Here is a 14108-nt window from a genome sequence, read left to right on the forward strand (position 1 = left end):
CAAGAGCAAGTGATTCGAGCGATCGCTAATGCACAAATCATTACGACAGCTGTTGGGCCAAACATTCTCCCTCACATCGCGCCTTTAATTGCTAAAGGGCTTGGTCAAAGAGACGGACACACGCCAGTGAACATCATCGCCTGTGAAAATGCGATCCGCGCGACATCGACGTTAAAAGGGCATGTGGTTGAGTATTTGTCCGAAGGGGAGCGGCGTACACTTGAAGGCACTGTCGGATTTCTAGATGCTGCCGTTGACCGGATTGTTCCTAATGTACAACAAAAAGATGCGCTGGCTGTCACGGTTGAACCGTTTTTTGAATGGGTCGTTGAAGACCGCGCGCTCGTTGGAGATGACGTTGAACTCGGTGAAGCAATACTCGTCCCAGATCTCGACTCATACATTGACCGAAAACTTTTCACCGTTAATACGGGGCATGCGGTTGCCGCGTATGCAGGATTTCACGCTGGCAAAGAACGGATTCTCGATGCGCTTCAAGTCGAAGCGATTGAAGCGAACGTGCGAGCAGCTTTGCATGAGACCGCCCAAGTTCTCGTTAAAGACTATGGGTTCGAGAAAGAAGCCCATATGCAGTACGTCGAGCGGATCATTGAAAGATTCAAAAATCCATTTTTGGAAGACACAGTAGCTCGTGTCGGCAGAGGGCCGATCCGTAAATTAGGTAGCGATGATCGACTTGTAAAACCTGCCCGTGTATTAGCTGAGAAAGGCGAAGTGCCACATCAATTAATTGCCTCGATTTGTCAGGCACTTTTCTTCAGAGCTGAGGGCGATGCGGAAAGTGAAGAACTCGAGCAGCTCGTGCAACAATACGGTGCGTATGAGGCTTTTCTTCACGTATCAGGCTTAGACGGTGAACACCCACTAGCTGCCTTGGTGAGAGAGCGTTTAGAACAAGAAAAGTAGATGATAAAGGCCCATTCTGAAACAGAGTGGGTCTTTTTTCTTTCTAGCTAATATGCTGTGTTCTTCGTTCGAATGCTGATAATCTCATTATCCAAGAAATCAAAATTACACAACCCGGTACGTTTGCTATTGCATTGAGCTGAGAGAGCTATGCTAGCGGAAACTTCCGACATCCAAATATGCGGAGAAGTGAAATTTTGCTCACGTAAACGTCTGGCTCTATAGTCCTTGGGAATAATTAGGAGATTAGTGATCTATATAACCCCCGAAACGATCTATATAGGATCAACTTAACATTTTCTTGATTTGTCCTATTGGGTAGAAGGGGTAGCGCGGTGCTGGATGTCATTTTGCGCGCTAGTTTACACTTTCTACGCGCAAGTTTGCCTAGTTTAACAATCTTGGGCGTTCCTGCCGCTAAGCTCCTGCGCAGTTTGTTACAACCGGAGCGCAGATTCCAGGCTGAAGTGCCAACGACACATCGGCCCCAGCGGGCCGAAGCGAAACCGTACGCGGTTCGGCGCGGCTCGCGCCGACAGGATGCTGGGTACTTTGGGTCGGCGGGTGTACACATGATCCGGGGATCTGTTCCATAGTTTATGAGAATATATCGCTTTTCCTACGGATTTCCCCAACTAGAGCACAGTTGCCACTTTATGAAGCTTCCCATTGGTTCTTGAAGAACTTCTTTCCTTCAACTTATATAGATCGCGCCAGAAAGAGCTAGCAACCATCGGCAACGGAGATAGACCGAACGGTCGTCGGAACATTTCATGCCGACGTCTCCCCATATTGTGTATATAGCAATACTGCGATTTCAACGATTCCTTCTATCTTTATGCCAATTATCGTTACGGTAATTTTACTTGGGTAACTAGCGGTCACCATGTGGAAATATGTAAGTAGAAATCGAGAGAAAAGGTGGCAATTTTATTGAAAGAATCGCCACCTTTTGTATACGCAGTGTTGCGGATTTATTTTCGCAAATAGTGACTGACAAGTTGCAAGAACATCTCACCAATCCTCTCTAATACGCGTTCATCAAAATCGAATCGGGGGTGGTGATGTGGATACTGTGTGTATTCTTCGTCCGTGCGACTACCGACGTGGAAGAAGTTTCCAGGTTTGTGCTCTAGATAATAGGCGAAGTCTTCGCCACCGAGAATTGGGGGCCCGCTAATGACAGACGTTTCACCGAACAACTCTTTTGCGATGCTTCCGACGAGGGCTGTTTCTGACTCATGGTTAACGAGAGTCGGGTAGCCGTTAATGTAATCAACCGTGCAAGAAACGTGTGTACTCGCCTCTGTGCCTTGAATGATTGCGCGAATTTCTTCTTCGATCGCAGTTCGTGTTTCTGGTTTGAATGTACGGACTGTCCCTTCAATGACAGCGGAGTCAGCGATTACGTTAAAGGCTTTTCCTGCTTGGAATACACCGACAGTGACGACCGCGTTATCCATTGGGTCCACGCGTCTTGCGACAATTTGTTGCAGGTCGGTTACAAGTTTGGAGCCTGCAACGATGGAATCGACAGTTGTCTGTGGCTTCGCGCCGTGCCCGCCTCGACCTTGGAGATGAATCTTGAAACGGTCCACCGCAGCCATCACTGGTCCCGAGCGTACATTAACGGTGCCAAGTGGCATTTCAGATGCGATGTGGGCGCCATATATAACATCTACGTCTTCGAGACATCCGTCTTGAATCATTTCAATAGCACCGCCAGGAGGTAATTCTTCGGCATGTTGGAAAATGAACACGAGTGTGCCGGATAGTTCTTCTTTTTGGTCAGCAAGCACTGTCGCTACGCCAAGCAGTGCGGCGGTATGACCATCATGCCCGCACGCATGCATCACCCCAAGGGTTTTGGAGCGATACGTTGTGGCGTTCTCTTCGTCAATGGGCAATGCATCAAAGTCTGCACGAAGTGCGAGTGTCGGACCGGCAGATGCGCCGTAGAGCTTGGCAACGACGCCGCGGCCACCGACGTTTCGGGTTACTTCTAAGCCGAGCTCTTCTAATTTGTCAGCAATCCATGCGGGTGTATTCACTTCCTCAAAACTAAGTTCAGGGTGCATATGTAAGTGTCTGCGCCAATCGACAATGGTCGGGTACAACGACTGGAGAGTAGTCATAAGGGAATCCACCTTTCTTTTTATACTAGTCTACTATAATTGAAGGAATAGTTCGAATAAAAGAGGGGGGGTTGGGGTAACTTCTTCTTAGTTTAATGAGGCATCTGAAAAAGGAAAAGGGCGATATTGATCCCTTGTTACACGGTTTTCGCCAAGAAAATTATGAACAGGGGGATCAATATGGCCGAAGTATATTCTACATTATACTTGGAGAAATTTAAATACGAGTGAATGGATATATAATGAGGCGCTGTAATATTGTAGAGCCATTAAATGAATGATCTGTTTCCAAAGACAGTCGATTGGAATCAGATCTACTAAAAATGAGCAGTCGGTGTAGTTCTGGTTCCAATCTATGAGTGTCTGCTTCCAAACCAGAGAATATGGAAGCAGATGAGCGGGATTTTACATCAAGGCTTTCAGGGAGGGCCCGTTCTTACTAAAGTACGATGGCAATTCTAAATCCGAGAAAGTAAAGAGAGACCTTTTTTCAGCGACTCATGCTTACGATTGTGGGCCAACTTTCGTAATCTCGAAACCTAAGCGAGGAAGGGCACTCTCTAGTCGACTCACATAGTCAACATCAAGTTTGTTTAAAAGTTCAATCGTCGTGCTGTCTTTGGCTAGAGACACAGGAATGCCAGACAAAATGACCCGGACGCCCATTAACCGCAACGCTGATACGAGCCGTTTCAACAAGTCTACTGAACTTTGCTCCGTGTGAAGCATTTCTGAGAGGTCAATGACGAAATGGTGAATCCGCTTTTCAGATGCATAGTGTAGCGTATCTTCCATAATCTTGTTCGCACGTCGATCATTAATGTTTCCTTGGAGAGCAAGAATGGCTAACTCCGGTGTGAGTGGCATAATGGGAACGCTAATGAGCTCTAAGTCGTGGATTGTCTCATCAAGTTCTATCATGTAAGACAATACGTAAGCAAACGATTCGACGAAGGCGATCTGATCATCGGTAAACGTCTTCTCTTCAGGTCCATAATGCAAAGCGTTCCAAACGGCACCCCGTTCATGCGTTGGATCGTGACGCCCAAAAATGTTTTCACTTGTAGCTGTTCGGTGATGGAGCGATTTTTCGTTTCAGGATCGGCCATCAGATTTTTAAATGATTGTGTGCCTGACGAGCTCTCGTGTACATATCGGCAATTCGAATCGTCGTAACTCACTTGCATGGATGGTGTCACAATGGTCCGGTCTTCATTGCGGGCATTAATGACAGTCATCACCTTCTCGTCTCGTCGAGCAATATATACAGTGTTGACATTTAACTCTTTTGTAAGAATCGCAAAAAGTTTGTTGGAAGTGTCGAGAAGAGATTGGTGTTTAGTCATAGCTTTCTCCTTATCGATAAATAATTAATAAAAGAATTCCAATACGGCTATTAAAAAGACTGCGTCGTTTAGCTCATAATAGGTTGATAGTTTGATCATATCAATATCGAAAAAATAAAGAAAGTAGGTTATGAAACCGGTTTAGGCCTAATGATGGAAATTTGTCTCGAGAGAGCTCCATTTATGGCAGATCCGAAGAAGATCCCAGCTACCACCATAATCACTCCTCTAGGTGCGACAAAAAGGTGCCTTCGTTTTGTGCTATATCATAAATCAAGCATTCGTGTTTAAATGCTTACCAATTCTACGTCGTGAATGATGACTTTGATAATCGGCAACGCTAAACCTATTGTAGGTCATCTCATCAAAAAAGAACAAGAGTACGGGTCTCTTGTTCTATCGGCTTGCCTCTATTCGCCGTCTTCTTTGCTTAAATATTCGTTATGCTCTTCCCCATCACCGGACGTATGATTTTTAAACTGGCTTAGTCTTCCGTTACGATGCTCCCCGTGGTTTTTCGTTTCTCTGAACTGATGGTCGTGCTTTTGTTCTTTATTATTTTTAGACATAAGTTCAACTCCTTATGTCTTTATTATGCATAAAAAAAAGAGGGCTATTCAGCTCTCCGAAGTTTCAAATAATAAATACCGATCATTGCTGATGAAGCAATCGCTGTAAATGGCAACATTGATGCGGCAAAGACGATAGGTGTCGACGCTTCATGTACGAAAGGTTGGCTCATAAAGAATACCGGCAAACCAACGAGCGTAGGAAGTAACACATAATAAACATGCGGATCAGTGTTTCTCGAAATAAGCATATGGGTCATTGGAAAGATCATGCACATATACGCAATAAAAATTAGCGACACAAGTAACAGATCCATCGGTACACCACCCGTTCTGTAAACGTTTTACTAAGCGTTACCCTCACCACCGTAATCAAAAACATTTTCGAATGTAATTGATTCAAAGGTACCCATATTATTACACAGATGTGCAGGGTTTATTCATAATTCAGTTTGTAATTGTTTCAATTGTCAAAAATCAGGGAAATGACGAAAGAGGAAATAAAAATAAGGGGTGAATGATTGAGCGTGAAGAAATTACAGCCGTATAACACAGATGCATATTTTGATGAAATGTTCACGTCACAAGGTGAAGTGAAGTCCCACTACCGTTTGTTGCATCGAACAATTGATTCGTTTGAATCAGCAGAGCTTCAACTCAAACACGAGCAAGCACAAGCCTCTTTCTTGCGACAAGGTATCACATTTACAGTTTATAAAGATAACGCAGGCACAGAACGAACGATGCCGTTTGATTTTATTCCGATTATCATTTCCAGTGAGGAATGGCAAGAGATTGAGCGGGGCGTAAAGCAACGGTTAAAGGCGCTAAATGCTTTTCTTGATGACATATACAGCGAGCAAAAGATTCTTCATGACGAAGTGATTCCGAAGAATTTGGTGTATGACAATCCATACTATTTGAAAGAGTTGAAAGAAACGTCATTCCCACTAGGGAACCATTTATTTTTATCAGGCATTGATCTCATTCGTGATGAGCACGGGGAATATCGTGTTCTTGAAGATAATTTACGAAATCCGAGCGGGTTAAGTTACATGTTTCAAAACCGATATGTAATGAGACAAGTGTATCCAGAGTTCTTTAAGCAACACGCGTTATACACATTAGAAGAACAAATGGATGATATGCGCAAAGCTTTAATGGAGTATAGTACGAACGGTTCAGCGTCAACGGCTGTTCTGCTTACACCTGGGGTATTTAACTCTGCGTATTATGATCATGTCTTTTTAGCCCAACAAATGGGCATACAGTTAGTAGAAAGTCCGGATTTGGTCGTGAAAGATGATCATGTGTTCATGCGAACGATTTATGGCCTTAAGCAAGTGGATGTTATTTATCGCCGCATTGATGATGAATATTTGGACCCCGCCCATTTTAGACCTGATTCCTTACTCGGGGTTGAAGGATTATATCGCGCATTTTCACAAGGGAACGTTGCGATTGTAAATGCATTAGGAAACGGTGTCGCGGATGACAAGGCAATGTATGCATACGTTCCGGATATGATTCAATACTATTTAAATGAAGAGCCAATCCTTCGAAATGTGGACACGTACTCGTTACGAAAGCCAGAACATCGAGATTGGGTGCTGGAACGGTTAGATGAGCTCGTCGTCAAAAATGTAGGTGCTTCTGGAGGCTACGACATGTTAATTGGGCCTCATTCTACAAACGAGAAGATCAATAAGTTCCGAGAGAAAATCATTTCTGAGCCGCACCAATATATCGCTCAACCGACGATAAAACTAAGTCGAGCGCCAGCTTTTCAAGGCAATGAGTTCTACCCATGCCACGTTGATTTACGGGTGTATGCGATGAGTGGAAAAGACATTCAAGTCATACCTGGAGGATTGTCACGAGTGGCATTGAAAAAAGGTTCACTCGTTGTGAACTCCTCTCAAGGCGGTGGAGGCAAGGACACTTGGTGCTAAAGGAGGAAGTATAGATGCTCATACGCGTTGCGGATGCGTTGTACTGGATGTCAAGAAATATAGAGCGAGCTGAGAAAACAGCTGGGCTCTTGTCGGTGCAACTCGTGCAAGTTCTCGAAACATCTGAAGATGATCTACTCGTCCAACAAGAATTTGATACTGCGTTGAATATTGCAGCCTCTTCTGGTGAAGCTGAGAAGATTAGAAAAAACGGAAACATTGCCATGTACCAAGTGTTGGAGTATCTACTATTTGAGCAAGACAATCCGAATGCCGTCCTTAATTGTGTGCGTACCGCCAGAGAGAATGCACGAAGTGTAAGGGACCACATTAACCACGATTTGTGGCAAGTGATTAATGTTTTCTATTTGGATGTGAAGTTTGCCAAGTTCGAAGACTTTACCGATTACCAGATGCAGAATTTGCTTCGACGTGTAAAAATGACTTCTTTATCGGTACAAGGGGTCATTGAATCGACGACCATGCGGGGCATGCCTTATCAGATGATGAAGGTGGGCAAGTGGATGGAGCGAGCGGAGTATACGCAGCGGACGTTGCAAGCGATAAGCGAGCGACTGGAAGGCGATCCTAGCTCAATCCGTTATTATATGCGGCAAGCATTGCAACTCGTAAACGGGACCGAAGCGTTTATGACGCAAAAGAATCCGACAATGGATCCTAAACCGATTCTTTCATTTATTATCGGGCATTCAGATTTCCCAGGTTCCATTCATTACTGTGTGAGACGTGCGAACAAAGCGATTGAAAAAATGCAGGGGCCGCAAGGATCCAACTATACTCAGTTTCTTTTTCAAGAGATTAATGTCATTATAGAACGTGTAGAGCAGTTAGCGTTTGAGGATATTGATCTAACCGAAGAGATTGACCAATTGAAAACCTATTACACCCCTCTTCAAGTGGGTGAATACAATAGGTAACAATCGATTACGGGATGAGGAGTGCTTGTTGTGAAATACGAAATTGTGCACCTAAACCGCTTTGATTATGATACGCAGGTAGACCAAAGTATGAACACGATCCGATTGATGCCGAAAACGGACGAGTGTCAGCGGCTGCTTGCGTATCATACAGAAATCACACCGCACTCGCTTACCGCACAGCATACAGATTTATGGGGGAACTTGGTCGAGACGTTTTATATTGCGGAAACACATACGCATTTAGAAGTGAAAACAACATCTACAGTAAGCATCCAAAGAAGCCCTTTTGTCGACCAGTTGACGTATTCAGGAGCAATGCAAAATATTTTTAATTCTCAGCTCTTTCGAGCGCAATATTTGCCGTTCCTCAGCCAAACAAACTATACGTATGTGACGATGGAGCAAGTACAACAGGTATGGAACGAGATTGGAAACATCCCGAATCCGGTTCAATTTGCGAAATCACTTATGGAATACCTATACAACCAGTTCACATATGATCCGACAACGACCGACGTCAACACCGTCGCGAAAGACGCTATCGAACTGAAATCTGGGGTGTGTCAAGACATTGCGCACGTCATGATTGGCGTACTTCGAGCACAAGGCATCCCGGCCCGTTATTTAAGTGGCTATCTGTACGTCGGAGAAGATTCAGCACTCGTCGGGGATGCGGCCAGTCACGCATGGATTGAGTTTATGGCACCAGGCATCGGTTGGATTGGGCTGGATCCGACGAATAACGTAGAAGCACTAGAAAATCATATCCGTGTCGGGGTTGGACGCGACTACGCAGACGTGAGTCCAGTCCAAGGCGTGTATCGAGGTGGAAATCAGAACCTTGATGTGAGCGTGTCTGTCACATTGTTAGAATCTTAATGTCATGTCAAAAAGGCGGAAGTAAAGGCACGCGCCTTTACTTCCGTCTTTTTGGTGTGGCTGGAATTTCGATGATGGAAATCTGCCTAAAGCGCTGTTAAATACGTTCGTTGTTGGGGAGTGCACTGTTTCGACATGGAAGTGCACGCTTTCGACACGGGAGTGCACGGTTTCGACAAGAAAGTGCACAGATTCGACAAAGAACCGCACACTTTCGACATGAGAGCGCACATTTCCGACAAAGAAATGCACCCAAACGACACAACCACGCACCTTTGCTGTAATGAAATAACAAGTAATTACCCCTATTGATAGTCTCCTTCGGTTTGAATGCGCACGTCAATGTTTACATTTTGCAGGGCGTCCTCTTCAAGGTTTTGCAACTGCTCGACGCTCCACAAGCCTGGGTGAAAGCGAAATGGTCTTTCGGTTAGGTGCAAGATGTCTGCCCCCATTTCTACACCGTAAGTAAACGTTCTTCTTATATCTTCTTCAATGGTATCTTCTAGCATCTTTTGAATATCTTGAAGTGACTTTTCGTCAGGGTTTGCTAATACGTCAGCGTTTGCTGTAATAGTAACGGCAAATGCTGGAGTGTCTTCATTTGCTAAGATCTCCACCTTGCTCGTCGGGTCTTGAATGGCCGCAGAGATACGATCTTCTGGCAGAACGACGTGCAACAAGCGCGTCTGCTCCACAAACCAGTCCATCCCTTTTAGTTGCTCCCAACTTAAAAAACCTTTGCACTCTTGACCGGCAATGAAATAGCCACCGTCAACGGCGAGTGCGTCATTGGGTTGATTTTCATCTCGCCATGTCTCGCTATCTATATTAATGGACGGAATGAGCACAGTACTCGTCGGCTCATAATAATATTGCACGAGCTCTTGCAATGTCGTTACCGAGATAAACGAGTTGTTGTTCAGCATTTCTTCAGGGTCGAATGTGAATGTGTAGATCGGTGCACGATCAAAAAAACTATTGTTCGCCATTGTATCCTCAACCGAAGCGTTGGAAGCGAATAGCCACGTATTGTACCGAATCGATGGCCAACGACCGAGAAAATCAATCACGACATTTAAGTGTTCTTTCTCAAGCGCGTTCGGTGATAGGTAAACGGTGTTGATATGACTATAACTAATTGGAGTGGCGGCGGCGCGTTCAATTTCTCCGACGATCCATTCTAGTGTATAGCCGCTTGCTTGGGCGATCGCAATTTCAGACTTTCCTTCACCAAGGCCAGGGGCTTCCGATTTGGCTACAGTACTATAGTTGAGAAACTCATAATAGAGAACGTATTCATCGTCCTCATAATCAATGCCAATCGCTGTGACATACGATTGGTGTTGAATTTCTTTTGCCCCCCAACAGCTCGTAAGTAAAAGACAGGCGAGTAAGCAAATGGTTAGTTTTGTGAAGAACTTCATAGATCACCGCCCCTTTTATTTATCGGAATCGGTCGGTCGGTATGCAAGGGTGCGCTTCTTGTCTTTACGAACGGAAAAGCGAAACAACCCTTTCATCGTATCCTCGATTTTGCCCCGATCAATTGGTGTAATAAAATGATGACCAAAGCTTGTGACAGATGCGAAGTAGGTAAGAAGGATGAACAAGCTGCAGAAGAAGCCGAATAGCCCTAAATAAGCCGACATCGCTAATACAAAAAAGCGAATGATGAGCAAGTTGCCGGCAAGGCTTTGGTCTGTCAATGTATAACTCGAGATAATGGAGACGGCTCCGATGACGAGCGTCGCTGGAGACGTGAGCCCGGCTCGAATGGCGGCGTCCCCGACGATAAGGCCACCAAGTACGGCGATGGTTTGTCCAACCGCACTCGGCAGTCGGATGCCAGCCTCCTTGAACAACTCGAAAAACAATAAAATGAGAAACATTTCTAACGCCGAAGACATCGGCAACCCTAAACGTGACTCCGCAATGGTCGCCACAAGTGGAAATGGAATCTGTTCAATTTGAAAAGAGGTAATCGCTAACCAAAAGCCTGGCAACAAAATACTCGTTAAAAGCGCACCCATTCTAATTAACCGTTCCGTATTTACATACATGTAACTTGATTGATTATCTTCGGCTGCGCGCATGAGCAGAGAGAAGTTTGTTGGAGCGAGAAGGACACTCGGATTACCGTCCACGACAATGGCAAATCGTCCTTCATTGATGGCTTCTACTACAAAATCAGGTCGACCGCTATATTCAACGAGTGGGATGAGCGAGTGCGTCTGATCATACAATTGTTCTTCAATATGATAGCTGCTCGTCACAACGCTCGTATCAATGTTCTCCAGTCGATGTTCGACTTGTTTGAGAATCTTAGGATTTAAGACATCGCCTAAATAAACGAGTTTGATTTCTGTTTGACTGCGCGTCCCGACCGTATAAGATTTTACCTTTAAGGAGCTTGTTTTTAGCCGTTTGCGAATAAGAGCAACATTCGTCGTAACGTCTTCAATAAACCCATCCCGTGGTCCGCGAATCGAGACTTCCATATTGGAATCTTCAACATTTCGTTGTGGAGATTTTGCGATTGAAATGGAATAGACACGTTTGTAAGCATGGTCAATAAGAATCAAACTGCCTGTAAAGATTTGTTTTTCAATGTCATCCAGAAGTGATGTTGTCGGCTCCATAACAGTGACGTCAAACATGCTTTTAAGAGTCATCTCGTCAATTCGTGTCTCGTCCTCTACCATTTTTTGCAAGTTTGGAAGAACGGTATCCACCATAAAGTCATGGTTGATCAATCCTTTGCAATAGACGAATGTGCAATTGTAATGCTGTCGACCAGATAAAAAACGCTGTTCAACAATCTGAACATCTTCGACATCTTGGAAATGTTCGAGCAAATTCTCTTTCAAATCTTTCGTAGAAGAGCGGCGGCTCATGCTTTCGTTCCCTCCTTTTTACTTTTAATTAGAATAAAGAATACGAGCAATGAAGCAGATAGGAACAAAAAAATAGACGGAAAGTAATAGTCCGTTAACCAGACTCGAAATTGATGGATCGGAATGGGGAGGAGATTCGCCAAAAATAGAATTGCGTAAATGAGTAAAAGCGAGATGCGGCGATTACGAAGCGGGAGCAGCATACTCGCTACGATCGTAAATAAGACGACACGAACGAGCGCCCCGCTATTCCACTGAAACATGGATAAGAAATCAAGTCGGGTAATGTAGCGACCAAGCGTGAGTAGACGCCATTGTTCATAAGCTGGATTGCTTAAATTCGTCGCTTCAACATAACCAAATTCTGAAATGGCTCCTGTGAGTGGTCCGAGCAATAAGATGAGAAGAATGGCTCCAGAGATGAAGAGACCTTTTGTGGAGATCCGTTTTTTCGTGAATTGCACAATAAATAAAATGTAGAAGATCTCGAGAAACCCCGCTTGTGTGTACACTAACTTGCAACATCGGCCCAAAGCTTCTTGGAGCACGGGGAACATCAAGGAGTATTCTTTATTTGGGATGTTACCGATACCAACGAGAAGCCCAAATGACGAAACGATTGGAAAAAGCAAAAGGGCAATGATACCGAGCACAAACCAACCCCTGCTTGCCGCATAAATGAAAACGAGAATGTAGCCAATTAAAATGATGAGGTTCGGTGTTTCGTATGCATAGTTAGACGACGTCCATCCGATGGAGAATTTCAGGGAAATAAATGCCTCAACAATAAATACGAATGCAAAAATGAGCGCCAGCATTTGTACGAGAAAACGGGGGTAGTGGTCGTTTAAAAATGTAAATAAACTGCGTCCATCTAATGTTTTGTTCATTGATGACACAAGAATAACTGTAATGGCAATCAAGGCTGAGCTGGCAATTACACTGAGCCAAGCATCACGACCTGCAACCGATAAAAGGCTAGGGATGATGAGGACGTGGACCATAAATCCTGTCGAAATGATCATAAGTATGTACAAATGGATCGGCTGTAAAAATTTGCTTTCCATAAAAATGAAGCCACCTTTGCATTCTTCGGTGGATTTATCTTTACCATTGATCCCAGATTTATGTACAAAAAGCATGACATTGCCAAAGTGAATGGATAATTAGAAAAAGTCTACAAGATTGCTAAATATTATATATAGATATTGGAGGGTTAGCGTTTTACAATCTTTGTGTAATGGGCTACACAAGGAGGAGAAGGTTAACATGAAAATTTTACATACTGGGGTAATGATTGGTGTTACGATTGCTGGATCACTCGTATGCATAAATGATACAAAAGCAAGTGAACAGCGTGCCGACTATTTTATCGGGACGGAGCATTCAGAGGAATGGGTTGAAGAGACATTCAACATCGAGATTTCTCATGAGTATGAATCTATGAATGTGCTGTATGCAACGCTTAGTGAAGAAGAAGTACAAACGTTAACAACTGAGTCTGCAATCGAGTATGTTGAAGCAGACCAAGAAGTGACGGTGGAACAACAAACGGTACCGTGGAGCATTGAGCACGTTGGGGCACCGACCATTCATCAGACCGGTTTTACAGGTGCAGGGGTGGATGTTGCAGTGTTAGACACAGGTGTAGAGGTGAATCATCCCGACTTAAATGTCATTGATGGTGCGAGCTTTGTGCATGAAGATTCGCATACCGATTATAACGGACACGGCACGCATGTCGCCGGTACAATTGCTGCATTAGATAACGATTATGGGGTTGTTGGTATTGCACCAGACGTTAACCTTTACGGCGTCAAAGTACTCACATCAAATGGTGGAGGAAGCATGCATAGCATCGTGCAAGGCATCGATTGGTCTGTAGAACAAGGCATGGATGTGATTAATTTAAGCCTCGGTTCATCCATGGGATCCCTTGTATTGGAACAAGCGATCACGAGCGCTGAAACTGCAGGTGTGGTTGTGGTAGCGGCTGCTGGAAATGCGGGAGCATCGTATGGAAACGAGAGTACGGTTGGCTATCCGGCCGCTTATGATAGCGTCCTTGCGGTAGGCGCAACTGACCAACAAGATGCACGAGCCCATTTTTCTAGCGTAGGTTATGAACTTGATGTCATGGCGCCTGGTGATGGGATTTATAGCACCGACTTGAATGGCGGTTACCAAACGTTGAGCGGAACGTCGATGGCGTCACCCCAAGTTGCTGGATTTGCTGCGCTTTTGCTCCAACAAAACCCAGAAAGAAGCCTGAAGAGATACGCGCAATTATTAAAGATACGGCCAATCCTTTAGGAGATTCGTTTGAATTTGGAAACGGTATGATTAATCCGTCATCTTCGTTTCAGCAATAAAGATCATTACGAACGGGAGCCGATGCTCCCGTTTTTATTTTGGTGCCCGTTTTTCATCTATAAGTCTTGGTGAAATGGATGGACAAGCCA

At 44.5% G+C, this 14108-nt stretch carries 13 protein-coding genes; 5 read left to right on the forward strand and 8 right to left on the reverse strand.

From position 1 onward, the window contains the following. Nucleotides 1-9 precede the first annotated feature (9 nt). Nucleotides 10-927, forward strand: a complete 918-nt coding sequence (locus tag JCM19037_RS01875) for a mannitol-1-phosphate 5-dehydrogenase (RefSeq protein ID WP_255357827.1) — start codon at nt 10-12, stop codon at nt 925-927. A gap of 974 nt (nt 928-1901) precedes the next feature. On the opposite strand, the gene JCM19037_RS01885 is transcribed toward JCM19037_RS01875, so the two are convergent. From JCM19037_RS01885 to JCM19037_RS01895, 5 genes are all read right to left on the reverse strand, one after another. Beyond that, nucleotides 1902-3062 carry a M20 family metallopeptidase gene (locus JCM19037_RS01885; protein ID WP_042397254.1) on the reverse strand — a complete coding sequence of 387 codons (1161 nt, stop codon included), beginning with the start codon at nt 3060-3062 and terminating at the stop codon, nt 1902-1904. A 504-nt stretch (nt 3063-3566) separates the two neighbouring features. Next, complete coding sequence (locus tag JCM19037_RS21795; RefSeq protein WP_193744631.1) at nt 3567-4064, reverse strand: STAS domain-containing protein; 498 nt, start codon at nt 4062-4064, stop codon at nt 3567-3569. Further along, nucleotides 3980-4408 (reverse strand): hypothetical protein, encoded by a 429-nt coding sequence (locus tag JCM19037_RS21800; protein WP_052363436.1) that lies wholly within the window; start codon nt 4406-4408, stop codon nt 3980-3982. Before JCM19037_RS21800 ends, JCM19037_RS21795 begins: the two co-directional genes overlap by 85 nt. Before the next feature lie 410 nt (nt 4409-4818). Next, nucleotides 4819-4977 (reverse strand): hypothetical protein, encoded by a 159-nt coding sequence (locus JCM19037_RS25445; RefSeq protein WP_193744632.1) that lies wholly within the window; start codon nt 4975-4977, stop codon nt 4819-4821. A gap of 44 nt (nt 4978-5021) precedes the next feature. After that, nucleotides 5022-5294 carry a hypothetical protein gene (locus JCM19037_RS01895; protein WP_042397257.1) on the reverse strand — a complete coding sequence of 91 codons (273 nt, stop codon included), beginning with the start codon at nt 5292-5294 and terminating at the stop codon, nt 5022-5024. 255 nt (nt 5295-5549) lie between these two features. Between JCM19037_RS01895 and JCM19037_RS01900 the strand changes: the two genes are divergently transcribed. From JCM19037_RS01900 to JCM19037_RS01910, 3 genes are read left to right on the forward strand one after another with little or no spacing between them, the layout of a single operon-like run. After that, nucleotides 5550-6929 carry a circularly permuted type 2 ATP-grasp protein gene (locus tag JCM19037_RS01900; protein WP_042397388.1) on the forward strand — a complete coding sequence of 460 codons (1380 nt, stop codon included), beginning with the start codon at nt 5550-5552 and terminating at the stop codon, nt 6927-6929. A 14-nt stretch (nt 6930-6943) separates the two neighbouring features. Beyond that, entirely contained in the window at nt 6944-7867 is a 924-nt protein-coding gene (locus JCM19037_RS01905) for an alpha-E domain-containing protein (protein ID WP_042397258.1), read from the forward strand. Between the two features lie 30 nt (nt 7868-7897). Then, nucleotides 7898-8749, forward strand: a complete 852-nt coding sequence (locus tag JCM19037_RS01910) for a transglutaminase family protein (RefSeq protein ID WP_042397261.1) — start codon at nt 7898-7900, stop codon at nt 8747-8749. A 305-nt stretch (nt 8750-9054) separates the two neighbouring features. Here JCM19037_RS01910 and JCM19037_RS01920 read toward each other — a convergent pair whose 3' ends face one another. From JCM19037_RS01920 to JCM19037_RS01930, 3 genes are read right to left on the reverse strand one after another with little or no spacing between them, the layout of a single operon-like run. Further along, a complete protein-coding gene (locus tag JCM19037_RS01920; RefSeq protein ID WP_042397266.1) occupies nt 9055-10176 on the reverse strand; it encodes a Ger(x)C family spore germination protein in 1122 nt (373 codons plus the stop codon). A gap of 15 nt (nt 10177-10191) precedes the next feature. After that, nucleotides 10192-11646 (reverse strand): spore germination protein, encoded by a 1455-nt coding sequence (locus JCM19037_RS01925; RefSeq protein WP_042397269.1) that lies wholly within the window; start codon nt 11644-11646, stop codon nt 10192-10194. Beyond that, nucleotides 11643-12713, reverse strand: coding sequence for a GerAB/ArcD/ProY family transporter (locus tag JCM19037_RS01930; protein ID WP_042397271.1), 1071 nt, complete (start codon nt 12711-12713; stop codon nt 11643-11645). Before JCM19037_RS01930 ends, JCM19037_RS01925 begins: the two co-directional genes overlap by 4 nt. A 202-nt stretch (nt 12714-12915) precedes the next feature. Between JCM19037_RS01930 and JCM19037_RS01935 the strand changes: the two genes are divergently transcribed. After that, on the forward strand, nt 12916-13959 hold the full coding sequence (locus JCM19037_RS01935; RefSeq protein WP_052363437.1) for a S8 family peptidase: 1044 nt from the start codon (nt 12916-12918) through the stop codon (nt 13957-13959). Nucleotides 13960-14108 lie beyond the last annotated feature (149 nt).

Origin of the sequence: Geomicrobium sp. JCM 19037, assembly GCF_000698105.1 — a bacterium.
Classification (GTDB): domain Bacteria; phylum Bacillota; class Bacilli; order Bacillales; family Marinococcaceae; genus Geomicrobium_A.